The 21,967-nt window shown below is 77.1% G+C and carries 22 protein-coding genes; 17 read left to right on the top strand and 5 right to left on the bottom strand.

Annotated elements, in window-relative coordinates:
* Window positions 1–115: 115 nt before the first annotated feature.
* From WA616_RS03600 to WA616_RS03540, 13 genes are all read left to right on the top strand, one after another.
* Window positions 116–580, top strand: a complete 465-nt coding sequence (locus WA616_RS03600; protein ID WP_336027368.1) for a PPOX class F420-dependent oxidoreductase — start codon at window positions 116–118, stop codon at window positions 578–580.
* A 62-nt stretch (window positions 581–642) separates the two neighbouring features.
* Window positions 643–1,167 carry a hypothetical protein gene (locus tag WA616_RS03595; protein ID WP_336027367.1) on the top strand — a complete coding sequence of 175 codons (525 nt, stop codon included), beginning with the start codon at window positions 643–645 and terminating at the stop codon, window positions 1,165–1,167.
* Between the two features lie 88 nt (window positions 1,168–1,255).
* Window positions 1,256–1,789 carry a hypothetical protein gene (locus tag WA616_RS03590; protein ID WP_336027365.1) on the top strand — a complete coding sequence of 178 codons (534 nt, stop codon included), beginning with the start codon at window positions 1,256–1,258 and terminating at the stop codon, window positions 1,787–1,789.
* 20 nt (window positions 1,790–1,809) lie between these two features.
* Window positions 1,810–2,577 (top strand): dienelactone hydrolase family protein, encoded by a 768-nt coding sequence (locus tag WA616_RS03585; RefSeq protein WP_336027363.1) that lies wholly within the window; start codon window positions 1,810–1,812, stop codon window positions 2,575–2,577.
* The gene (locus WA616_RS03580; RefSeq protein ID WP_336027361.1) at window positions 2,574–2,984 is read left to right on the top strand and encodes an ankyrin repeat domain-containing protein; all 411 of its coding nucleotides are present in this window, start codon (window positions 2,574–2,576) and stop codon (window positions 2,982–2,984) included. Before WA616_RS03585 ends, WA616_RS03580 begins: the two co-directional genes overlap by 4 nt.
* A gap of 88 nt (window positions 2,985–3,072) precedes the next feature.
* A complete protein-coding gene (locus WA616_RS03575) occupies window positions 3,073–4,527 on the top strand; it encodes an AI-2E family transporter (RefSeq protein WP_336027359.1) in 1,455 nt (484 codons plus the stop codon).
* Window positions 4,528–4,536: 9 nt separating this feature from the next.
* Window positions 4,537–4,800, top strand: a complete 264-nt coding sequence (locus tag WA616_RS03570) for a hypothetical protein (protein ID WP_073420204.1) — start codon at window positions 4,537–4,539, stop codon at window positions 4,798–4,800.
* A complete protein-coding gene (locus WA616_RS03565) occupies window positions 4,797–5,276 on the top strand; it encodes an ATP-binding protein (protein ID WP_336027581.1) in 480 nt (159 codons plus the stop codon). The genes WA616_RS03570 and WA616_RS03565 overlap by 4 nt, the downstream gene beginning before the upstream one ends.
* Before the next feature lie 76 nt (window positions 5,277–5,352).
* Entirely contained in the window at window positions 5,353–5,772 is a 420-nt protein-coding gene (locus tag WA616_RS03560; RefSeq protein ID WP_336027356.1) for a DUF350 domain-containing protein, read from the top strand.
* 144 nt (window positions 5,773–5,916) lie between these two features.
* Window positions 5,917–6,678: a 3-oxoacyl-ACP reductase FabG gene (fabG, locus tag WA616_RS03555; protein ID WP_336027354.1), complete on the top strand. Its 762-nt coding sequence runs from the start codon at window positions 5,917–5,919 to the stop codon at window positions 6,676–6,678.
* 132 nt (window positions 6,679–6,810) lie between these two features.
* Window positions 6,811–7,416 carry a TetR/AcrR family transcriptional regulator gene (locus WA616_RS03550; RefSeq protein WP_336027352.1) on the top strand — a complete coding sequence of 202 codons (606 nt, stop codon included), beginning with the start codon at window positions 6,811–6,813 and terminating at the stop codon, window positions 7,414–7,416.
* A gap of 67 nt (window positions 7,417–7,483) precedes the next feature.
* Window positions 7,484–9,214: an MDR family MFS transporter gene (locus WA616_RS03545; protein ID WP_336027351.1), complete on the top strand. Its 1,731-nt coding sequence runs from the start codon at window positions 7,484–7,486 to the stop codon at window positions 9,212–9,214.
* Window positions 9,215–9,271: 57 nt separating this feature from the next.
* Window positions 9,272–9,892, top strand: a complete 621-nt coding sequence (locus WA616_RS03540; protein WP_336027350.1) for a GDSL-type esterase/lipase family protein — start codon at window positions 9,272–9,274, stop codon at window positions 9,890–9,892.
* 18 nt (window positions 9,893–9,910) lie between these two features.
* On the opposite strand, the gene WA616_RS03535 is transcribed toward WA616_RS03540, so the two are convergent.
* The 3 genes from WA616_RS03535 to WA616_RS03525 all read right to left on the bottom strand — a co-directional run bounded on the left by WA616_RS03535 (window position 9,911) and on the right by WA616_RS03525 (window position 13,974).
* Entirely contained in the window at window positions 9,911–10,576 is a 666-nt protein-coding gene (locus tag WA616_RS03535) for an NADPH-dependent F420 reductase (protein WP_336027349.1), read from the bottom strand.
* A gap of 111 nt (window positions 10,577–10,687) precedes the next feature.
* The gene (locus tag WA616_RS03530; RefSeq protein ID WP_336027348.1) at window positions 10,688–13,504 is read right to left on the bottom strand and encodes an FAD-binding and (Fe-S)-binding domain-containing protein; all 2,817 of its coding nucleotides are present in this window, start codon (window positions 13,502–13,504) and stop codon (window positions 10,688–10,690) included.
* A 65-nt stretch (window positions 13,505–13,569) separates the two neighbouring features.
* Window positions 13,570–13,974: a cupin domain-containing protein gene (locus WA616_RS03525; protein ID WP_073420751.1), complete on the bottom strand. Its 405-nt coding sequence runs from the start codon at window positions 13,972–13,974 to the stop codon at window positions 13,570–13,572.
* A gap of 197 nt (window positions 13,975–14,171) precedes the next feature.
* Between WA616_RS03525 and WA616_RS03520 the strand changes: the two genes are divergently transcribed.
* A complete protein-coding gene (locus WA616_RS03520) occupies window positions 14,172–15,602 on the top strand; it encodes an MFS transporter (protein ID WP_336027346.1) in 1,431 nt (476 codons plus the stop codon).
* Here the strand turns inward: WA616_RS03520 and WA616_RS03515 are convergent.
* Window positions 15,550–16,887 carry a lipopolysaccharide biosynthesis protein gene (locus tag WA616_RS03515; RefSeq protein WP_336027345.1) on the bottom strand — a complete coding sequence of 446 codons (1,338 nt, stop codon included), beginning with the start codon at window positions 16,885–16,887 and terminating at the stop codon, window positions 15,550–15,552. The two genes, WA616_RS03520 and WA616_RS03515, sit on opposite strands and share 53 nt — an antisense overlap.
* Before the next feature lie 68 nt (window positions 16,888–16,955).
* Between WA616_RS03515 and WA616_RS03510 the strand changes: the two genes are divergently transcribed.
* Window positions 16,956–18,689 carry a hypothetical protein gene (locus tag WA616_RS03510; protein ID WP_336027343.1) on the top strand — a complete coding sequence of 578 codons (1,734 nt, stop codon included), beginning with the start codon at window positions 16,956–16,958 and terminating at the stop codon, window positions 18,687–18,689.
* Here WA616_RS03510 and WA616_RS03505 read toward each other — a convergent pair.
* The gene (locus WA616_RS03505) at window positions 18,581–19,978 is read right to left on the bottom strand and encodes a glycosyltransferase family 4 protein (RefSeq protein WP_336027341.1); all 1,398 of its coding nucleotides are present in this window, start codon (window positions 19,976–19,978) and stop codon (window positions 18,581–18,583) included. The two genes, WA616_RS03510 and WA616_RS03505, sit on opposite strands and share 109 nt — an antisense overlap.
* 71 nt (window positions 19,979–20,049) lie before the next feature.
* Between WA616_RS03505 and WA616_RS03500 the strand changes: the two genes are divergently transcribed.
* Together WA616_RS03500 and WA616_RS03495 are read left to right on the top strand one after the other, a co-directional pair.
* Entirely contained in the window at window positions 20,050–20,781 is a 732-nt protein-coding gene (locus tag WA616_RS03500; protein ID WP_073420195.1) for a class I SAM-dependent methyltransferase, read from the top strand.
* A 179-nt stretch (window positions 20,782–20,960) separates the two neighbouring features.
* Window positions 20,961–21,938, top strand: a complete 978-nt coding sequence (locus WA616_RS03495) for a DUF3068 domain-containing protein (RefSeq protein ID WP_336027338.1) — start codon at window positions 20,961–20,963, stop codon at window positions 21,936–21,938.
* The last annotated feature ends 29 nt before the right edge of the window (window positions 21,939–21,967 follow it).

Here is a 21,967-nt window from a genome sequence, read left to right as displayed (position 1 = left end):
ACCGTGCACCACGACGTCGGGCGCCGGGTGCTGGTGTCCGGCGTGACGGGGACCGGCTCGTGACGGCGCCGGCACGGCCCGGGCTCCCGCGCACGGGGGCGCTAGCGTCGGGGTCGTGCCCAGGACCGCCACCGCCGACCGCGTCGACCGACCCGCCCTGCTGGAGTTCCTCCGCCCGCGGCACCACGCCGTGCTGCTCACCCGCCGCCGCGAGGGCGGCGTCCAGATGTCCCCGGTGACCTATGGCGTCGACGCCGAGGGCCGGGTCGTCGTCTCCACCTACCCGCAGCGGGCGAAGGCCCGCAACGCCCGGCGCGACCCCGCCGTCTCCCTGTGCGTGCTCTCCGACGACTTCGACGGCCCCTGGGTGCAGCTCGACGGCACCGCCGAGGTGCTCGACCTGCCCGAGGCGCTCGAGCCACTCGTCGAGTACTTCCGCTCCATCAGCGGCGAGCACCCGGACTGGGACGAGTACCGGGCGGCGATGACGCGGCAGGGCAAGTCGCTGCTGCGCGTCACCATCGACTCCTGGGGACCGGTGGCCACCGGCGGCTTCCCGCCGGAGCTCGACGCCGGCTGAGGCGGCGCGCCGGGCAAGTCCAGGAGCTTGCCTGCACGCCGCGGGAGGGCGACCCTCCCTGCGTGCCCCTGGCCCTGGCCTGCGCCCCGCTGACCGGCGGCGCCCCCGCCCCGCCCCCGGAGCTGGGGCCGGTCGCCCGGCCGCTGGGGGAGGGCTGGGCCGCGCCGGCCGCCGGGCCCGCGGCGGCGGTCGAGGCCGTCGCCGCGCTCGTCCGCCGCGGCGGCTGGCGGATCGGGGTGGGCGCGGCGCCGGGCGACGACGACGGCCCGGTGGCGCTCGCCGCCCGCCGCGCGCTCGAGGCGGCATCCCGGCGACCGGCGCGGCTGGCGGTGCGCGGGACCGACGCCGGCGCCGCCGCCGACGCCCAGGCGGTGCTCGCCGCGCTCGCCGTGCTGCTGGCCCGCCGCAGCGACGCGGCCTGGGCCGCCGTCGACCTGGTCGCCGCGGGCGGCACCCGGGCCGCGGCGGCGTCGGCGCTCGGCATCTCCCGCCAGGCGGTCGCCCAGCGGCTGGCGGCCGGCGGCTGGGACCTCGAGCAGGAGCTGCGCCCCGCCGCCGCCCGGCTGCTGGCCCGGGCCGCCGGCTGACCGCCCGCGCGGGGGACACCGCCGCGCGTCGCCGGGCGGTGATCGGCGAGGATGGACCGTCCGGAACACCCCCGACCGGAGGTCCGCCGTGCCCGAGCAGCCCCAGCGCAACGCCGAGCTCCTCGGCATCTACGTCAACGACCACCTGGCCGCGGCCACCGGCGGCATCGAGCTGGTGGGCCGCATGATCGGCGTGCACCGCGGCAGCCGCTGGCAGCAGCCCCTCGAGCAGCTGCGCGACGAGCTGTACGAGGAGCGCGCCGCCCTGCGCCGGGTGACCGAGGTGCTCGGCATCCCGGTGCGGCAGTACAAGCAGGTCGGCGTGTGGCTCGCCGAGAAGGTGACCCGCGCCAAGCTCAACGGCCGGCTGCTGTCGCGCTCGCCGCTGTCGGACCTGGTCGAGTTCGAGTTCCTCGCGTCGGCCGTGCGCGGCAAGCGCAGCGGCTTCGAGACCCTGCGGATCGTCTCCGAGGTCGACGGCCGCCTCGACCGCGCCGAGCTCGACCGGCTCATCGACCAGGCGCACCGCCAGTACGAGTGGCTCACCGACGCCCGCCGCGAGGTCGCCGCCGCCACGTTCGGCGGCCGGCCGGAGGCGGCCGTCCCCAGCGACGTCGACTGAGGGCTGGTAGCAACGACGCCATGTGCCACGACCCCGCCAGCCGCCCGCCCGCACCGCCCCGGACCGGGGAGGTCGGCGGCTCCGGGCTGACCACGCTGACCGCGGCCGACGGCACCCGGATGTCGGCCGCCTGGGCGCTGCCGGGCGACGTCGCCGCCGCCGGGGCGGGCGTCGTCGTGCTGCCCGACATCCGCGGCCTGCACCCCTACTACGTCGCCCTCACCGAGCGGTTCGCCGAGGCCGGGCTGCCCGCCGTCGCCATCGACTGGTTCGGGCGCACCGCCGGCGTCGCCGCGACCGGCACCCGCGACGCCGACTTCGACTGGCAGACGCACATCCCGCAGACCACGCCCGCGGGCATCGACGCCGACCTCTCCGCCGCGATCGCCGAGCTGCGCGCCCGCACCCGCCCCGACCTCCCGGTGCTCACCGTCGGGTTCTGCTTCGGCGGCAGCCACTCCTGGCGGCAGGCCGGCGGGGACCTCGACGTCGCCGCCTGCGCCGGGTTCTACGGCCGGCCGGCCATGGTCGGCGACACCGCGGCCCGCGCCACCCGGCCCGTGCTGATGCTCATCGCGGGGGCCGACACCGCGACGCCGGTGGAGGAGCAGCTGGCGCTCGCGGAGACGATGCGCTCGGGCGGGGCCGACGTCGAGACCGCCGTCTACGACGGCGCGCCGCACTCCTTCTTCGACCGCGCGGCTCCCGAGTGGGGCGAGGCCTGCCAGGACGCCTGGCGGCGCATCCTCGCGCTGGCCGACCGGGTGGCCGCCGGGGCGGCACGGTGAGCGGGCCGGACGGGGAGCCGATCGAGGAGGGCGTCCTCGAGCTGGCCCGCCGGGTCTTCGACCTCGCCCGCGCCGGGCACACCGAGGAGCTCGCCGCCTACGTCGACGCCGGCGTGCCGGTCGACCTCACCAACGAGAAGGGCGACACCCTCCTCGTCCTGGCCGCCTACCACGACCACCCCGACACGGTGGCCGCCTTGCTGGCCCGCGGCGCCGACCACGGCCGGGCCAACGACCGCGGGCAGACGGCGCTGGCCGCGGCCGTGTTCCGGCGCTCGGAGGCCGGCGTGCGGGCGCTGCTGGACGCCGGCGCCGACCCCGACGCCGGGGGCCCGAGCGCGCGGGAGACCGCGGCCTTCTTCGAGCTGCCGGAGATGACCGCGCTGCTGGACCGCGACACCCGCTGACGCCGGCCGCGCCGCCCGGCGCGCCGTGACACCCTGGTCGCGCCCGGGGCGCGATCGCCCGGGCGGCACCGGACGGGGAGGGGGACCCATGGCCGCTCAGCAGCACCTACCCGGACCGGGCGCGGACCGGCCCCGCGGCGGGAGCACCCGCCTCACCCCCGCCGACGAGGAGGTCGTCGTCGCCGCCGTCCTCGACGCCGTGGCAGTCGATCCCGACGCCGCCGTGACGGCACCCGAGCCGGCCGCGGCCGCACCGGCCGAGGCCGAGCCCGCCGGCGCGGGCGGGCTGCTGTCCGGCGCGCTGCCCCGCTGGCTGGTGCTCCTCGTGGGCGCCGCGGCCGCGACGATCGCCGTCGCCGGGGTGCGCGAGATCGCCTGGCTCGTCGCGCCGGTGATGCTCGCGCTGGTCGTCGTCGTCGCGCTCATGCCCGTGCAGCGCTGGCTGCTGCGGCACGGGGTGCCCCGGGCGGCCGCGGCCACCGTCCTGCTGCTGCTCGTCTGGGGCGTGCTGCTGGGTCTGGGCTCGCTGCTGGTCGTGGCGATCGCCCAGTTCGCCGTCCTGCTGCCCGACTACGCGCCGCAGTTCGCGGTGCTCCTCGACGACGCCGTGGAGCGGCTCGACGAGGCCGGGCTGTCCTCGACCCAGATCCAGGAGCTCGTCGACCGCTTCGACTACGGCCAGCTCGTCGGGCTCGCCACCGACCTGCTGGCCCGCGTCACCGACACCGCGACCACGCTGGTGCTGCTGCTGTCGGCGATGGTCTTCCTCGCCCTCGAGTCCGGCGGGTTCGGCCGGCGGCTGGCGCTGGTGGCCGAGGACCGGCCGCACCTGCCGATCGCGCTGGGCCTGTTCGCCCGCGGCACCCGCTCCTACCTGCTGGTGAGCACCGTGTTCGGCGCGATCGTCGCGGTCGGCGACACCGTCGCCCTGGCGATCCTCGACGTGCCGATGCCGGTGCTGTGGGGCCTGCTGTCGTTCATCACCAACTACGTGCCCAACATCGGTTTCGTCCTCGGCGTCATCCCGCCGGCGCTGCTCGCGCTCCTCGACGGCGGCTGGACCGAGTTCTGGGTCGTCATCGTCGTGTACTCGCTGCTCAACTTCGTCGTCCAGACGCTGATCCAGCCCCGGTTCGTGGGCGACTCCGTCGGCCTGTCGATGACGGTCACGTTCCTCGCGCTGCTGTTCTGGGGCTGGGTGCTCGGCGCGCTCGGCGCCCTGCTGGCCATCCCGCTCACGCTGCTGGTCAAGGCCCTCCTGGTCGACGTCGACCCGCGCGGGCACTGGCTCGACGCGCTGCTGCGCGAGGAGCCGAGGGCGCCGCGGACCAGCCGCGCGCGGCAGCGCGCCCACACGCGCCGGGCGGCGCTGGCGTCGGTGCGCGCGATGCACCCGCACTGGCCCGCCCGCCGCGGCTCCGGACCGGCCGACACGCCGCCCGACCTGCACGGACAGCCCGCCGACACCCCGCCCGCGAGGAATGTCGGACCCCAGGAGGACGTTGATCCACAGTCGGGCGCGGTGCCCGGCAGCACCCCCTGAGGAGGCCCCGTGAAGGGCGATCGTGTCGAGGTCGTGATCGACGCCGGCGGCAGCACCCGCACCTACGAGATCGAGGCCACCCGCGCCGGCCGGCGGGTGGAGGTCAGCAACGGCCGCGGCGTCGTGGAGGTCACCGAGACCACCCGCGGCGGCACTGCGGTGCGCACCGCGCGGTTCATGTCCGGCCGCGTGCTGGCCCTGGTCGAGCACCCCGCGTCCCGGGCCGGGCTCGACGACGACGAGCCGGTGACGCCGCTGCGGCGCACCGCCTGAGCGCCGCTGCCCGTCCGGGCCCCGGCCAGGAACTCGTCGTCCTGGTCGGGCTGCAGGGCGCGGGCAAGTCCACCTGGGTGCGCGAGCACCTGGGCCGCACGCACGCGGTGGTGAGCAAGGACCACTGGCCGCGGGCGCGGCGGCGCGAGGCCCGCCAGCAGCGCGTCGTCGCCGAGCTGCTCGCGGCCGGGCGCAGCGTCGTGGTCGACAACACCCACCCCTCGCCGGCCGAGCGGGCACCTCTCGTGCGCGCGGCCCGCGCGGCCGGGGTCCCGGTCCGCGCCGTCTGGTTGGACACCCCGCGCGCCACCTGCCTGGCGCGCAACGACGACCGCGAGGGGCGCGCGCGGGTCCCGCCCGTCGGCGTCCACGCCACTCTGGCCCGGCTGGTCCCGCCCTCGACCGACGAGGGGTTCGACCGGGTCGACGTGGTCCGGATCGACGTCGTCCGGCCCGGCGACACGGGGCACGGCTGAGGGACGCCGCGTGCGGGCCGACGGAGCGGTGCGATAGACACTGCAGGCCGCCCGCCCACCCCTGGAGGTCCCGCCCGTGCTGGCCAGCATCGGATACGCCGTCGCCTACACCGCCGTCGGCCTGGTGCTGCTGGCCCTGGGGTACCTGGTCCTCGACCTGCTCACCCCCGGCCACCTGGGCCGGCACATCTACCAGGACCGGTCGGTCAGCGCCGGCATCGTGCTGGCGGCCGGCTTCCTCGCGCAGGGCGCGATCATCTTCACCACCATCTGGACCAACGCCACCGCCGGCTTCGGCCAGGCGCTGCTCTACACCGTGGTCTTCGGGGTGCTCGGCGTGCTGCTGCAGGCCCTCGCCTTCCTCGCCCTCGACCTGCTGACACCCGGGAAGATGGGCGCGCTGGTCACCGAGGTGGCCTTCCACCCCGCGGCGCTGGTCAGCGCCGCCGCCCAGCTGTCGGTCGCCGCGATCATCGTCGCCTCCATCTGGCCCTGAGCCCCGACCGCCGGACCCGCGGCAGGCCCACCGCGGGCCCGCCGTAACGTGTCCGGCGCAGCGCGGGCCGCTCCCGGATCCCGGGAGGCGGCCCCCATCCGGAAGGCCGGCGACGACGCCGCCCCACCAGCGAGAGGAACTGCCATGAGCGAGGCCACCCCCCGCGTCGCCATCGTCACCGGCGCCGCGCGCGGCATCGGTGCCGCGACCGCCAAGCGCCTGGCCGCCGACGGCTTCGCCGTCGCGGTGCTCGACCTCGACGAGTCGACCACCAAGGACACCGTGGCCGAGATCGAGGCCGCCGGCGGCACGGCGCTCGGCGTCGGTGCCGACGTCAGCGACGCCGAGCAGGTGCAGGCCGCCGTCGACCGGATCGCCGCCGAGCTCGGCGCCCCCGTCGTGCTGGTGAACAACGCCGGCGTTACCCGCGACAACATGCTGTTCAAGATGACCGAGGTCGACTGGGACGTCGTCATGAACGTGCACCTGCGGGGCTCGTTCCTCATGACCCGCGCCTGCCAGAAGTACATGGTCGACGCGAAGTGGGGCCGCGTGGTCAACCTGTCGAGCGTCTCGGCGCTGGGCAACCGCGGCCAGGCCAACTACTCGACGGCGAAGGCCGGCCTGCAGGGCTTCACCAAGACCCTCGCCATCGAGCTGGGCAAGTTCGGCGTCACCGCCAACGCGATCGCCCCGGGCTTCATCCAGACCGAGATGACCAAGGCGACCGCCGAGCGCATGGGCATCCCCTTCGACGACTTCGTCAAGGGCGCCGCCTCGCAGATCCCGGTGGCCCGCGTCGGCCAGCCCGAGGACATCGCCCACCTGGTGTCGTTCTTCGTGAGCGAGGGCGCGGGCTTCGTCTCGGGCCAGGTCGTCTACGCCGCGGGCGGCCCGAAGGCCTGAGCGACACCCCGCACCACCGAGGGCCCGGCCGGGAGATCCCGGCCGGGTCCTCGTGCGTCGTGCCGCAGCCCACCGGAGCTTCACACCGTGCAACCTTGCACATCGTGCAGCGAGTGGGTCATGCTGGTCGGCGTGACCGGACCGGGGCTGCGCGAGCGCAAGAAGGCCGACACCCGCGCCGCCCTCGCCGCGGCCACGCTGCGCCTGGCCGTCGAGCGCGGCTGGGCCGGCGTCACGGTGGAGGCCGTCGCGGCCGAGGCCGGCGTCTCGTACCGCACGTTCTTCAACCACTTCGCCTCCAAGGAGGAGGCGCTGCTGCAGCCCGGTGGGGCCGAGCCCGGCCGCTTCGCCCGGCTGCTCGCCGAGCAGGACGCGTCGCTGCCGCTGCTCGAGGCCGCCCGCGGCGCGCTGCACGCCGAGCTGGCCGCCGTCGACGACCCCGAGGGCTGGCGACGCCGGATGTCGGTGATGGCCGCCGAGCCCACCCTGCTGGCCCGCGCCGTCGCCGTCGGGTCGGCCGGGGAGCGGGAGATGACCGAGGCGTTCGCCGCCCGCAGCGGCCTGGACGCCGACCGGTCCCTGCACCCCGCGCTGCTCGCCGCCGTCCTCGGCGCCGCCGTCCGGGTGGCGCTGGTCCGCTGGCAGTGCGCCGGCGACGGCGCCGACCTGCACGCGCTGCTCGACGAGGCGCTCGACCTCCTCGCCGCCGGCCTGCCGGTCCCCGCCGGCCCTGCCTGACGCTGCTCCACCCCGCCGCCGGCGCCCGGCCGGTGGTCCGTCCCGCTGCACTCCCCGAGGAGCACCCGTGTCCGCTCCGGCCGATCCCGCCGGCCCGCCGACCGCCACCACCGACAGCCCGCCCGGCACCGCTCCCGACTTCACGGCGCCGATGAGCCGCCGGCAGGTGTTGCAGGCGCTGTCGGGCCTGTTCATGGGCATGTTCGTGGCGATCCTGGCCGCCACCGTCGTGGCCAACGCGCTGCCCACGATCATCCCCGAGCTCGGCGGCAGCCAGTCGGTCTACACCTGGATCGTCACCGCCGAGCTGCTCGCCATGACCGCGACCGTCCCGCTCTGGGGCAAGCTCGCCGACCTGGCCGACCAGAAGCTGCTCATCCAGCTGTCCTTCGGCCTGTTCCTCGTCGGCTCGGTGCTGGCCGGAGCCGCGCAGGACACCACCATGCTCATCGTCGCCCGCGTGCTGCAGGGCGCCGGCGCCGGCGGCCTCACCGCGCTGGTGCAGATCGTGATGGCGGCGATGATCCCGCCGCGCGAGCTCGGCCGCTACGCCGGCGTCTTCGGCGCGATCTTCGCCGTCGGCACGGTGGCCGGCCCGCTGATCGGCGGGGTCCTGGTGGACACCTCGTGGCTGGGCTGGCGCTGGTGCTTCTTCCTCGGCGTGCCCTTCACCCTCGTGGCGATGCTGCTCATCCAGCGCACGCTGACGCTCCCGCCGGTGCAGCGCCGCGAGCGCGTGCACGTCGACTGGCTGGGCGCGCTGCTGCTCACCGCAGGCGTCAGCACGTTGCTCATCTGGGTCACCCTCGCCGGCAACAGCTTCGACTGGCTGTCGGCGCAGACCGCGCTCATGGTCGGCGGCGCCGTCGTCCTGCTGGTCCTGGCCGTCGTGGTCGAGGCGCGTTCGCCCGAGCCGGTGATCCCGCTGGGCCTCTTCCGCAACCGCACGGTGACGCTGGCGATCGTGGCGAGTGCGCTGGTCGGCATCGCGATGTTCGGCGGCACGGTCTTCCTGTCGCAGTACTTCCAGGTGGCACTGGGCTACTCGCCCACGCGGGCCGGCCTGCTGTCGCTGCCGCTGGTCGCGGGCCTGCTGGTGTCCTCGACCGTGGTGGGCGGGCTCATCACGAGGAACGGCCTCTGGAAGCGCTGGCTGGTGCTCGGCGGCGTGCTGATGGTGGCGGGCTTCGGCCTGCTGGCCACCATCGACGCCGCGACGTCGACCTGGCTGCTCGGCGCCTACATGGTCGTGCTCGGCGCGGGCGTCGGCATGCTCATGCAGAACCTCGTGCTCGCCGCGCAGAACGACGTCGCCGCCGCGGAGCTCGGCACCACGACGTCGACCGTGTCGTTCTTCCGCAGCCTCGGCGGCACGATCGGCGTCAGCGTGCTCGGCGCGATCCTCGCCGCCCGGGTCGCCGACGGCCTCGGCGCGCTCGGCGGGGGCGCCCCGGCGCCCGGTGGCGGCGAGGCCGCCGCCCCGGACGTCAGCGCGCTGCCGCCGGAGGTCGTGGCGCTGGTGCAGGGCACCTACGCCGACGCCACCGCGGAACTGTTCCTCGTCGCCACCCCGCTGGCCGCGCTGGCCCTGCTGGTGGTGCTCTTCATCCCGGAGAAGCCGCTGAAGACGACGTCGGGGTCCCAGCGGCTGGCCGAGGAGCAGGCCCCGGCTCGCAGTGGCGAGGAGCAGGTCCCGGCTCGCAGTGGCGAGGAGCAGGCCCCGGCTCGCAGTGGCGAGGAGCAGGCCCCGGCTCGCAGTGGCGGAGAGGGCAGCGCGCCCGCGCCGCTGGCGCACTAGGCGCACGTCACGCCGGCCGGCGGGCACAGCGCCCCGCCGGCCGGCGTTGCACCAACCGTGACCGCTCCGCTCCGCCTCGTCGTCCTCGGTGACTCGATCGCGTACGGGACCGGCGCCGCGCGGGTCGAGGACGGCCTCGGCCCGCGCCTCGCGCAGGTCCTGCGCAGCGAGGGCATCGACACCGAGCTCACCGTGCTCGCCGTCCCCGGCGCCGTCTCCCGCGACCTCGCCGCGCAGGTCCGCCGCGCCGCCTCGCTGCGCGCCGACCTCGCCGTCGTCGTGGTCGGCGCCAACGACCTCGCCCGGTTCCTCCCGGTCGACCAGGCCACCGCCGCCCTCGGGGCCGCCGTGGCCGACCTGCGGGCCGCCGGCACCGACGTGGTCGTCGTCCCCGCCCCGGACATGTCCAGCGTGCCGTTCGTCCCGCCGGCGTTCCGCCCGGCCGTGCAGGCCGCCTGCCGGCTGATGCAGCAGCGGCAGGCCGTCGTCGCCGAGGCGCACGGCGCCGTCGTCGCCCCGGTGGCCGCGGAGGTCGCGGCCTCGTTCACCGCGGAGCCCGGGCTGTTCTCGGCCGACCGGTTCCACCCGTCGTCGGCCGGCTACGCGCGCATCGCCGCGGCCCTCGCGCCGACGGTGCTGGCCGCCGTCCGCGACCGGCGGGAGCGCCGGGCGGCCTGAGCCGCCCGGCGCCCGCGCTCACATGTCGCGGTAGCGCTTCGCGGCGGCGAGGGCCTCGGTGAGCCGGCCGCGGTCGAGGTCGGGTCCGTAGCCGGGGGTGTCGCGCTGGATGCGCCAGCCCTCGGCGAGCGGCCCGAGGTCGACGACGTCGAACCCGAGTTCGTCGATGAACGACGCCACCGTCTCCTTGGCCGACGCGTCGTCACCGGCGATCGCCAGCGCGCGGCGGTTGGCCGTGCCCGGCGGGGTGCGGCGGGCGGTGACGTCGGCGGCGTAGATGTGGTTGAACGCCTTGACCACGCGCGAGGTGGGCAGGTGCGCCTGCAGCAGCTCGGCGGTGGTGGTCGACTCGTCGTCGAGCTCGGCGATGTGGCCGTCGCGCTCCGGGTAGTAGTTGTTGGTGTCGATGACGACCTTGCCGGCCAGCGGCTGGACCGGGACGTCGCCGACCGCCTTGAGCGGCACCGTGACGACGACGAGGTCGCCCGCGGCGCCCGCCTCCTCCGCGGTGGCCGCGCGCACCGACCCGCGCCGCGACGGGCGGGCCTCGATCCGGTCGACCAGGTCGGACAGGGTCTCGGGGCCGCGGGAGTTGGACAGGACCACGTCGTAGCCGGCGTCGGTCGCTGCCTGGGCGAGCGCCGTGCCGATGTGGCCGGCGCCGATGATGCCGAGAGTCGTCATGCCTGCGCCCAACGCGGCCGCCCGCCCGTCATTCCCGCGGCCCGGGTGGGCATTGGAAGCTATCCGCACGTTCCCGGCGCCTGGACGTGCGGATAGCTTCCAATGCCTGGACTACTCGCGGTCCAGCGCGTCGGCGAGAAGCTCGGCGAGGTGGCTGCCCGGGCGGTCGGCCAGCGCGTCGAGCTGGGTGCGGCAGGAGAACCCGTCGGCCAGCACGACGGCGTCCGGACCCGCCTCCCGCACCGCCGGCAGCAGCTGCTGCTCGGCGATCGCCACCGACACGTCGTGGTGACCCTTCTCGACGCCCCAGTTCCCGGCCAGGCCGCAGCAGCCGCCGAGCCGGGTGACCGTGGCGCCAGCCGAGCGGAGAAGCCGCTCGTCGGCCGCCCACCCCATCACCGCGTGGTGGTGGCAGTGCGGCTGCGCGACCACCTCGACGCCGGCCAGCGACGGTGGCGTCCAGCCCTCGGTGGCCCCGAGCAGCTCGGCGAGCGTCCGGGTGCCCGCGGCGACCCGCGCCGCGGCCGGGTCGTCGAGCAGCTCGACGGCGTCGCTCCGCAGCGCCGCGGTGCACGAGGGCTCCACGCCGACGATCGGGACGCCGGCGTCGGCCAGCGGCACGAGCCTCCGCACCGTGTCGCCGAGGATGCGCCGGGCGGTGTCGAGCTGGCCGGTGGTGATCCAGGTCAGGCCGCAGCAGGTGTCGTCGCCGGGCACCTGCACCGCGTAGCCGGCGTCCTCGAGCACCCGCGCGGCCGCGTGCGCGACGTGCGGGGCGAAGTGGTCGGTGAACGAGTCCACCCACAGCGCCACCGGCGCGCCCTCCTGCCGGCCCGGCGTCCACGTCTGCCGGAACGTCCGCGGCGCGAAGGAGGGCAGGTCGCGGCGCTGGTCGACGCCGGCGCCCCACCGCGCGAGCCGCCCGCCGACGCGGGACCGCAGCACGGCGTTGACCAGCCGCGGCGCCCGGGCGGCCAGGTCGGACCACATCGGCAGCTTGCCGAGCGTGTAGTGCGACAGCGGCCGCAGCCGGCGGCGGTAGCTCTGGTGCAGCACCTCGGCCTTGTAGCTGGCCATGTCCACGCCGGTCGGGCAGTCGCGCGAGCAGCCCTTGCACGACAGGCACAGGTCCAGCGCCGCGTGCACCTCCGGCGAGCGCCAGTCCCGCACCGGCCCGCCGGGGGCGAGCATCTCCTGCAGCACGCGGGCGCGGCCGCGGGTCGAGTCCTTCTCCTCGCGGGTGGCCGGGAACGACGGGCACATCACCGCGACGCCGGACGGGTCGGCCCGGCACTTGCCGACGCCGGTGCAGCGGTGCACCGCGTTGGACAGGTCGCCGTCGTCGTGGCGGTAGAGCAGCGCGAGGCCCTCCCGCCTGCGCGGCGCGGCCGCGACCCGGATGTCGGCGTCGAGCGGCGCGGGGCGCACCAGCACGCCGGGGTTGAGCACGTCGCTCGGGTCGAACAGGCCCTTGACCCGCGCGAAGAGCTCCAGCGCGGCGGGGGAGTACATGGTCGACAGCAGCTCGCTGCGGGCGCGGCCGTCGCCGTGCTCGCCCGACACCGACCCGCCGTAGCGGGCCACCAGCCGGGCGGCCTCCTCCACGAAGGCGCGGTAGGCGGCCCGGCCCCGGTCGGGCTCGCGCCCGAACGGGAAGTCGATGCGCACGTGCACGCAGCCGTCGCCGAAGTGCCCGTAGGGGACGCCCTGCAGCCCGTGCTGCTCGAGCAACGCGTCGAACTCCCGCAGGTAGGACCCCAGCGAGGTCACCGGGACGGCGGCGTCCTCCCAGCCGGCGTGCGCGGGCCGGCCGTCGGAGGTGCGCGCGGCGAGGCCCGCGCCGTCCTCGCGGATGCGCCAGATCGCCGCGGCGTGCGCGACGTCGGTGACCACCATGCTGTCGAGCGCGCCGGCGTCGGCGACCACCCGGGCGCCGGTGGCCGCCACCTCGTCGACGGTGTCGCCGGTGACCTCGACGATCAGCCACCCGGCGCCCTTCGGCAGGTCCGGGACGACGGCGGCCGGCACGTCGCGCAGCCGCTGCACGATGCGCTCGTCGAGGCCCTCGACGGCGGTCGGCCCGTGCCGCAGCAGGCCGGGGGTGGCGTCCGCGGCGTCGGCCATCGATGGGTAGCCCAGCACCACCAGGCCGCGGTACGGGGCGTCGGCGACCAGGCGCACCGTGGCGCCGAGGACGACGGCGAGGGTGCCCTCGCTGCCGACCAGCGCGCGGGCGACGTCGAAGCCGTGCTCGGGCAGCAGGTGCTCCAGCGAGTAGCCCGACACCTGGCGGCCGAAGGTGCCGAGCTCGGTGCGGATGGTGGAGAGGTCGCCGGCGACGAGGTCGCGCAACCCGTCCAGGCCGGTCACCGGCGAGCCGGAGGTCAGCCGCAGCCGCTGCCCGGTGCCGGTGACGACGTCGAGGCCCACCACGTTGTCCGACGTCCGGCCGTAGCCCAGCGCCCGCGAGCCGCAGGCGTTGTTGCCGATCATCCCGCCGATCGTGCAGCGGTTGGAGGTGCTCGGGTCGGGCCCGAAGCGCAGCCCGTGCGGGCGCGCGGCGGCCTGCAGCCGCGACTGCACGACGCCCGGGTCGACGACGGCGGTGCGCGCCTCGGCGTCGATCGCGTGCACGCGGGACAGGTACCGGCTGGTGTCGACGACGACGCCGGTGCCCACGGCGTTCCCGGCGATCGAGGTGCCGGCCCCGCGCATGGTCAGCGGGACGCCGAGCTCCCGGCACACCGACAGCGCGGCCACGACCTCGTCGGCGTCGCGCGGCCGGACGACGGCCTGCGGCAGCACGCGGTAGAGCGAGCCGTCGGAGGAGTACAGCGCCCGGGCCAGGCCCGAGTCGTCGACGTCGCCGATGCCGGCCCGGCGGAGTGCTGCGGAGACCTCGGTGGGGGGCGCGTCGACGGTCGTCACGCGCCCAGTGTCCCCGGTGCCGCCCACGGCGTGGACGGCACCGGGGAGGAGTGCGTCTCTCCGGCTCAGTCCTCGGTGGGCGGCTCGTCCTTGCCGGACTCCTCCGCCTCGTCGGCCTCCTCCTTGGTGTGGTGCACCGCGCCGTCGGCGTGCTCCGGCGGGCCGTAGACCGTGTAGAGGACCAGCGGGTTCGGCCCGGTGTTGAGGAAGTTGTGCTTCGTCCCGGCCGGGACGACGACCAGGTCGCCCTGCGCCACCTTCTTGGTGGACCCGCCGACCTTGGCCTCACCGACGCCGCTGACGAAGGTGAGGATCTGGTCGATGTCCTCGTGGACCTCCTCGCCGATCTCCCCGCCCGGCGGGATGGTCATGACGACGAGCTGGGTGTTCTTGCCCGTCCACAGCACCCGGCGGAAGTCGGGGCTCTCCTCGGCGACGGTCGCGATCGTGAAGTGGATGACGGACGCCATCGACGCGCACCTCCTGGTCCTCGCGGCACCCGTGCGGTGCCTCCCGGGACCTCCTGCCCCCGACCTGCGCAGACCATGCGCGGAGCACGCGTGCGGACGTCCCCCGGACGGCTGTGACCGGCGCCTCCGCCCTGCTACGGTGACGCCACGTCGGTTCGGATGTCCAACCGACGCCCGTCGATCCCCTGGGGGCGCGCGTGTCCCGCTCGGTCCAGCAGGCTCCTCCCGCAGCGCCGCCGGCCCCCGCGCCGGCGGTCCAGCGGCGCACGCTCGCCGTCGTCGCCACCAGCACGCTCCTCGTGCTGGCCGCCTTCGTCACCCCGCTGGCCACCACGGTGTCCACCGCGCGCGACCTCGGCACCGGTCCCGGCGGGCAGGCGTGGCTGCTCTCGGCGATGAGCGTGGGGCTCGCCGCGGCGCTGCTGGTGGCCGGGTCGGTCGCCGACGACGTCGGGCGGCGGCTGGTCTTCACCGCCGGCCTGGTGCTGCTCGCCGCCGGGGCCGGCCTGACCGCCGCGGCCGGGAGCACCGGTGTCTTCGTGGCCGGGCGGCTGGTCGAGGGCGTCGGCGGCGCCGCGGTGCTCGCCTGCTCGCTCGGCCTGGTCGCGCAGGTCTTCCCGCTCGGCCCGGCCCGGGCGCGCGCCGCCGCGGTGTGGGGCGCGGCGCTGGGCGCGGGCACCGGCGTCGGCGGGCTGGCCGCGGTGGTCCTCGACGGCGACGACGGCTGGCGCGCCACGCACGTCGCCACCGCCGCCGTCACGCTCCTGCTCGCCGTCGCCGCGCGCCTGCTGCTGCCGGAGTCCCCGCGCCCGCGCCGGCCGCGGGTCGACGTCGCCGGACCCGTGCTGCTCGTCGCCGCCGTCACCTGCCTGCTCGTCGGCCTGGTCGCGCCGCGCAGCGGTGCCGGCGCGCTCCCGACGGCGGTGCTGCTGGGCGGCGGCGTGCTGCTGGCCGTCGGCTTCGTGCTGGCGGAGAGCCGGGTGCGCACGCCGATGGTCGACCTCGGCCTGTTCCGCGTCCGCGGGTTCACCGCCGCGCTGGTCGGCGCCCTGGTCACCGGCGCGGCCACGGTCGGGCTGATGTCCTTCCTCGCCACCGTGCTGCAGCGCGGCCTGGGCGAGAGCCTCCTGGCGACGACGGTGCTCGTGCTGGTGTGGTCGGCGGTGGCCACGGCGACGTCGGTGGGCCTGCGCTGGCTCCCCGCCGTCGACGGGCGGCTGCTGCTGGCCGCCGGGCTGGCCCTCTCGGCCGCGGGCCTGGCCGCCCTCGCCGTGCTCGACGTGGACTCCACCGCGGTGCGGCTGCTGCCCGGGCTGCTGGTGCTCGGCGTGGGCTACGGCGTGGCGAACGCGGCGCTCGGGCGGGAGGCGGTGGCGCACGTGCCGGCGGAGCGGGCCGGCATGGGCAGCGGCGCGAACAACACGGCGCGCTACCTCGGCGCGGCGGTCGGCGCGACGCTGGTCGTCCTGCTGGTCACCGCGGGCACCCCGGCGGGCACCTCGGCGGGCACCGCGGCGGGCACCGCGGCCGGACTGCTGGCCGGGTGGGACGCCGCGGCGCTCGCGGGCGCGGCGCTCAGCGCCGCCGGCGCGCTGGCGGTGCTGGCGCTGCGACCGGCGCGCCGCTGACGGCGGCCCCGGCGACCTGCGCGTCCACGGCCACGTCCGGGGCGTGCGCCCGCCGCAGCCGGAGCAGGCCGACGCCCACCAGCGCGGTGGCCGCCCCGGCCGCGACGGCCGCGACGGCGAGCACCGACAGGACGCCGGCCGCGGCGAGCGCCCCGACGACGGCGGTCTCCACCGCCACGGTGGCCCACACCGCCGCGGCGGTGCGATCGGCCGCCGCGATGCCGTTGTAGAGCAGCAGCTGGGCCAGCGCGAGCAGCGTGCCGGCGGCGGTGAACACCCAGGTCCAGCCGCCGAGGTGGGCGCCGTACGCGGCGCCGCCGACCAGCGGCAGCGCGGCCGCGCCGAGCACCGCGGTGGCCAGCGTCAGCAGCCCGCCGACCGCCGCGACGACGCCGAGCGCCGCGGGCAGCGCCTGCCGCCGCGACGCCGGGTCGGCCAGCCGGGGGAGGAGCACGACGCCGACGCCCTGCGGCAGCCAGTAGGCCACCTTGGCGAACACCGCCCCCACGGCGTACTCGCCGGCCTGCGCCGCGGGCAGGTGGTGGCGGGCGAGCAGCAGGTCGAGGTTGACCAGCAGGACCAGCCCGAGCAGCGCGCCCGCCGCCCGGACCGCCGACCGCGCCGGGCCGCGCAGGCCCCGCGACACCCCCGGCCGCCCGCAGCCGAGCCACGACACCAGCGCGCCGGCCGCGCACCCGGCCGCCATGCCCGCCAGCGCCGCCGCCGGCGTCCCGCCCGCCAGCAGGCCGGTCACGGCTCCGGCCCACTTGAGCCCGCCGAAGGAGACGAACACCGCGGCCAGGCGGCCGTGCCGACCGGTGCCCTGCAGGATGCCGTCGTACCCGCCGACCAGCGTCTGCGGCACCAGCGCGACGGCCAGCCAGACCGCGCCGGTCGCCCCGGGCAGGCGCAGCACCGACACCACGAGCGGCACGGCGGCCAGCGCGACCAGGCCCACGGCGACGCTCGCGACCAGCGCGGTGGCGTGCAGCCGCGGGACGGCCCGCGCCGCCGCCGACGCCGGGTGCCGGCCCAGGTGCAGCGCGGCCGCCGTCTGCAGCCCGGTGGCCGGCACCGACCCGACCAGCAGCACGCCGAGCAGCGCGGCCAGCTCGCCGTAGGACTGCGGGGTGAGCGCCCGGGCGGCGAGCACCGTGACGACGTAGGCCAGGCCGCTGACCAGCAGCAGCGAGCCGGACACGAGCGCCGCCGGGACCGCGCCCGCTCCCGCGGGCCGGGCCGGCGCGGCTCCCTCCTGCGGGTGTCGCGGGCGGGGCAGGCTCACGCGGCCCACCTACCCTGCGGGAGACCTGCGGCCGGGCGCGGGCCGGCGGACGGGGACGGAGGGCGCGCGTGGACGACTGCGTGCTGCCCGACCGCTCCCCCTGGCAGGCCCGCTGGCTGGCGCTCGCCGTCGCGCTGCTCGTGAGCGCCCCGGCGCTGGCGCCCGGACACGTGCTGCTCGGCGACCTCGTCTCGGTGCCGCGGCTCGACCTCGACCTCGACGCGCTCGGTCTGTCCGGCGCCCTGCCGCGGGCCGTGCCCGCCGACGGCGCGACCGCGCTGCTCACCGCGCTGCTGCCCGGGGCGCTCGTGCAGAAGGCGCTGCTCGTCGCCACCGTGTACGCGGCCGTGCTCGGCGCCGCCCGGCTGGTGCCACCGGGACCCGGCGGCCGCCGCGGGCTGGCCGGCGCGGTGGCCGGCCTCGTCTACGGCTGGAGCCCCTACCTGGCCGAGCGGCTGCTGCTCGGCCAGTGGACCCTGCTGCTCGCCTGGGCGGCCCTGCCCTGGGTGGCGCGGGCGGGGGTGCGGCTGCGCGCCGGCGAGCCGGGCGCCCTGCCGGGCCTGGTGCTCGCCCTGGTGCCGGCCGTCCTGAGCCCCACCGGCAGCCTGCTCGCCGCCGGCGCGGTCGTCGCGGGCACCGGCCGGAGGGGCGCCGGGCGTGCCCTCGCGGCGGTCGCGCTCCTGTCGGCCCCGTGGGTGGTCGCCGCCGTGCTCAGCCCGGCGGCCGGCACCTCCGACCCGGCCGGCGTCGCGGCGTTCGCCGCCCGCGGCGAGAACTGGGGCGGGCCGGTGCTCGCCGTGCTCGGCACCGGCGGACTCTGGAACGCCGCGGCGGTGCCGCCGTCCCGCGCCTCGGTGCTCGTCCCCGTGGTCACGGCGCTGCTGCTGGCCCTCGCCGTCGCCGGCTGGGCCGCCCGCGCGGTGCGGGCCGGCACCGGGGCGCGGCTGCTCGTGCTCGGCGCGGCCGGGCTGCTGCTGGCCCTCGCCGGCGCGCTCCCCGGTGCCTCGGCGCTGCTCGAGGCGGCCGTCGCGACCGTGCCGGGCGCGGGCCTGCTGCGCGACGGGCAGAAGTGGGCGGCCTGGGTCGCCCTGCCGCTGGCCGTGGGCGCCGGGCTCGGCGCCCGCCGGGCGTACGCGGCGCTGCGGGACCTGCTGCCCGCGCCCGGCGCCCGGGCGGTCGCCGCCCTCGCGCTGCTCCTGCCGCTGGTCGCCGTCCCCGACCTGGCCTGGGGCGTCGGCGGGCGGCTGCAGCCGGTGGCGTGGCCCGCCGACTGGCAGGCCGTGCGCGAGGTGCTCGCCGACGACGACGCGCCGGGCGACGTGCTGGTCCTGCCCGCCGGGGTCTACCGCGCCTTCGACTGGAACGACGGCCGCCCCCAGCTCGACCCGGCCGCGCGCTGGCTGCCCCGGCCGGTGGTCGCCGACGACACCCTGCGGGTCGACGGCGAGGCGGTGCGCGGCGAGGACACCCGCGCCCGTGCCGTCCTGGCGGCCGCCGGCGACCCGGCGGAGCTGGCCCGCCTCGGCGTCGGCTGGGTGCTGGTGGAGCGCGGCACGCCCGGCCCGGAGGTGCCCTCCGCGGTGGCCGGGCTGCCCGTGGCGTTCGCCGGCGCCGACCTGGTGCTGCACCGCGTGCCGGGCGCGGTCGAGGGCCCCCGGCCGGCGGCCGGCCGGGCGGCCGCGGTGATCGCCGCTCACGGCCTCGCGCTGGGGATCGCCGGGGCCTCTGCGTTGTGGATCACCGTGCGGGCGTCTACGGTGGCGCTCCGTCGTCGCCCTCCGGAGAAACGAGTGACCGCGTGAAGACCCTCCTGGCCGTGCTCCTGTCCCTCGGCGCCGGTGCGGCCGTCGGTGCCGCCGCCGTCGCGGGCGTCACCGCCGTCGTCGACCCGGACACCTCCGCGGTGGAGCAGAGCGACCAGCAGCCGATCGACGTCCTCGACTACGGCACCCGCGGCTGACCCGGTGCCGGCGTCCGCCCGCGCGGACGCCAGCACCGCACCCCAGCCCCGCACGCTCGAGTCCCAGTCCAGCCCGGCCGCGTGCCGGGCCGCGGCCGCCCCCATCGCGGTGCGGCCGTCCTCGTCCTCCAGCAGGCGCTCCACCGCGTCGGCGAGCCCGTCGAGGTCGTCGACCAGCAGGCCCGTGCGGCCGTCGAGCACCGACTCGTTGAGCCCGCCCGCCGAGCGGTAGCCCACCGTGGGCGTCCGGTGCGTGCCGGCCTCGGTGACCACCAGGCCCCAGCCCTCCTTGACCGACGGGCACAGGTGCACCCACGCCCGGGCGAGCTCGGCGTGCTTGGCGGGCTCGTCGAGGAAGCCGTGGAACTCCACCCGCCCGGCGACGCCGAGCCGCTCGGCCTCGGCGAGCAGCCGCTCGTCCCACCAGCCCTCGCCGACCACCGACAGCGTCAGTTCCGGGTACCGCCCGGAGAGCCGGGCGAGCACCTCGAGGGCGTGCTCGACCCGCTTGTGCGGGACGAGCCGGCCGAGCACGACCAGCCGCGGCGACGCCGAGCGGCGCACCGCCACGCGCGGGGCCGGCTCCACGCCGTTGGGCACCACCGCGACCCGCCCGGGCGCGACGCCCAGGCCGGCGAGCTCGGTGCGCGTCGCCTCCGAGACGGTCACGTAGCGGGAGCGCCGGTAGACCCAGGGCGCCAGCCGGGACTCCAGCCACCAGCCCATCGCGCCGCCGAGCCGGCCGAAGACGATCGGCCACTGCTCGCGGTGCACGTGGTGGACGAGCACCACGACCGGCGCCCGGGTGACCAGCGGGCTGCAGAACGGCAGGCCGTTCTGCACGTCCACCACCAGCCGCGGACGGCGGCGCGCGACGTGCAGCAGCGCCCGCGGGTAGACGCCGAGGCGCCCGCCGCGGCGGACCACCCGCACGCCGCGGACGACCTCCTCGCGGGGCGCCCGGCCGTGCGCGGCGCAGAACAGCTCGACGTCGAGCCCGGCGGCCGCCAGCCCCTCGGCGACGCGGTGCACGTACCGTTCCGACCCGCCGCCCTCCGGGTGGCTGTCGTCACGCCAGTTGACGAACACGACGTCGGCCGGTGGTCGTCGGCGGCGGGAGACGCAGATCACCCGCGGCACGATACAGACGGGTACCGGCCATTCCACCCGCCCGAATGGTCGACAGAGGAGGCGCGCAGAGAATGGACCGCTCGGCCACCCTGCGCCGGTCCGTCCGGCTGTTCCGGGCGTTCCTGCGCGAGCAGACCGACCCCGACACCTTCTACGGGGTGCTGGCCGAGGACTCCGTGCGGCAGCTGGCGCGCTGGGCCGACCTCGACGGCGCGACCGTGCTCGACGTCGGCGGCGGGCCCGGCTACTTCGCCCGCGAGTTCCGCGCGGCGGGGGCCACCTACGTGGGCCTCGAGCCCGACGCCGGCGAGATGGCCGCCCGCGGGGAGCCCGAGCCCGGCACGCTGCGGGCGAGCGGGGAGGCGCTGCCGGTGCGCAGCGGCGCGGTCGACGTCTGCTACTCGTCCAACGTGCTCGAGCACGTCGCCCGCCCGTGGGTGATGGCCGACGAGATGGTGCGGGTGACCCGGCCCGGCGGCACGGTGCTGGTCTCGTTCACGCCGTGGCTGTCGCCCTGGGGCGGGCACGAGACGGCGCCGTGGCACTACCTCGGCGGCGGCTACGCGCGCCGCCGCTTCCGCCGGCGCACCGGCCGCGAGCCGAAGAACCGGTTCGGGGAGTCGCTGTTCGCCGTGTCCGCCGGGGGGCTCGTCCGGTGGGCGCGGCGCTGCCCCGACGCCGACCTGCTCGCGGTGTTCGCCCGCTACCACCCGTGGTGGGCCGGCTGGGTCGCCCGCGTCCCGGGGCTGCGCGAGATCGCGTCGTGGAACGTCGTCGTGGTGCTCCGCCGACGGGAGCGGTGACCGCCGGTAACGGGTGGTATCGGCCCGCGTGACGACGGTGGTACGCGCCGGTATCCCCTGGACGGGGGAGTGGTACCGGCGGGAACCGGCCGGGTTTGGCGCGTGACCTACCCGACAGTAGTGTGACCCGCGCCGCGACGCCGGACCGGTCGTCGCACCCCTCGAGGAGGTCCCTCCGCATGCGTCGTCGTGGTCTCGGTCTCGGCCTGGTGGCCGTGGGTGCCGTCCTCCTGGGCGCCGCCCTGGCGATCCGGCTGTTCCTCGCGCCCGACCTGGTCCGCCTGCCGCTGGACCAGTCCGCGTCGGCCACGGCGTCGGGCAGCGACGTCACCTACCTCGACTTCTCCACCCTCGAGGAGGTCGACGGCGTCGACGCCACCGTGCGCCTGACGGTCCAGGGCGACGCGGGCTCCGAGGACGCTTCCGACGACGTCGCCGTGTGGTCCTCGGGCACCACGGTGACCGCCGAGGACGGGACCCTGATCACCGCGAGCAGCTACACCGCCTGCCTCGACCGGCGCGAGGCCGCCTCGGTGGACTGCGGCAGCGAGGCCATCGACGAGGAGCCGGCCGACGTCGACGGGCTGACCGTCACGTTCCCGTTCGGCACCGAGCAGCGCGACTACGACGTCTGGAACGTCACCACCGCCCAGACCTTCCCCGCCCGCTTCGAGGGCGAGGAGGAGATCGAGGGCCTCGAGGTCTACCGCTTCGTGCAGGAGATCCCCGAGACGGTGATCCGCCAGACCGAGGTCCCCGGCGAGCTGGCCGGCGTGCCCGACGAGGAGTCGGTCGAGGCCGACGTCGTCTACAGCAACACCCGCACGCTGTGGGTGGAGCCGACCAGCGGCGTGCTGGTCACCTCCTCGGAGGCCCCGGTCACGGTGCTGCGCGCCCCGGACGGCACCACCGGCGCCACGATCCTGCGGGCCGAGTTCGCCGCCAGCGACGAGACCGTCTCGGCCGGCGTCGAGCGCGCCGAGGACAACAGGGACAAGGTCACGCTGATCAGCCGCACGCTGCCGCTGGCCGTCGCCGCGCTCGGCCTGCTCCTGGTGGTCGCCGGCGTCGTGGTGGCCCTGCGGTCGCGCGGCGGCGCGCACCGGGCGGACGCCGCCGGGGCGCCGGCGCAGGAGCCGGTGTCCTTCGCCAAGTGACCGCTCCCCGGGAGGGGCGCGGCCCCTCC

It is taken from the genome of Geodermatophilus sp. FMUSA9-8 (assembly GCF_037034165.1).
GTDB lineage: Bacteria > Actinomycetota > Actinomycetes > Mycobacteriales > Geodermatophilaceae > Geodermatophilus > Geodermatophilus nigrescens.
This window is presented reverse-complemented; position numbering and strand designations above follow the sequence as displayed.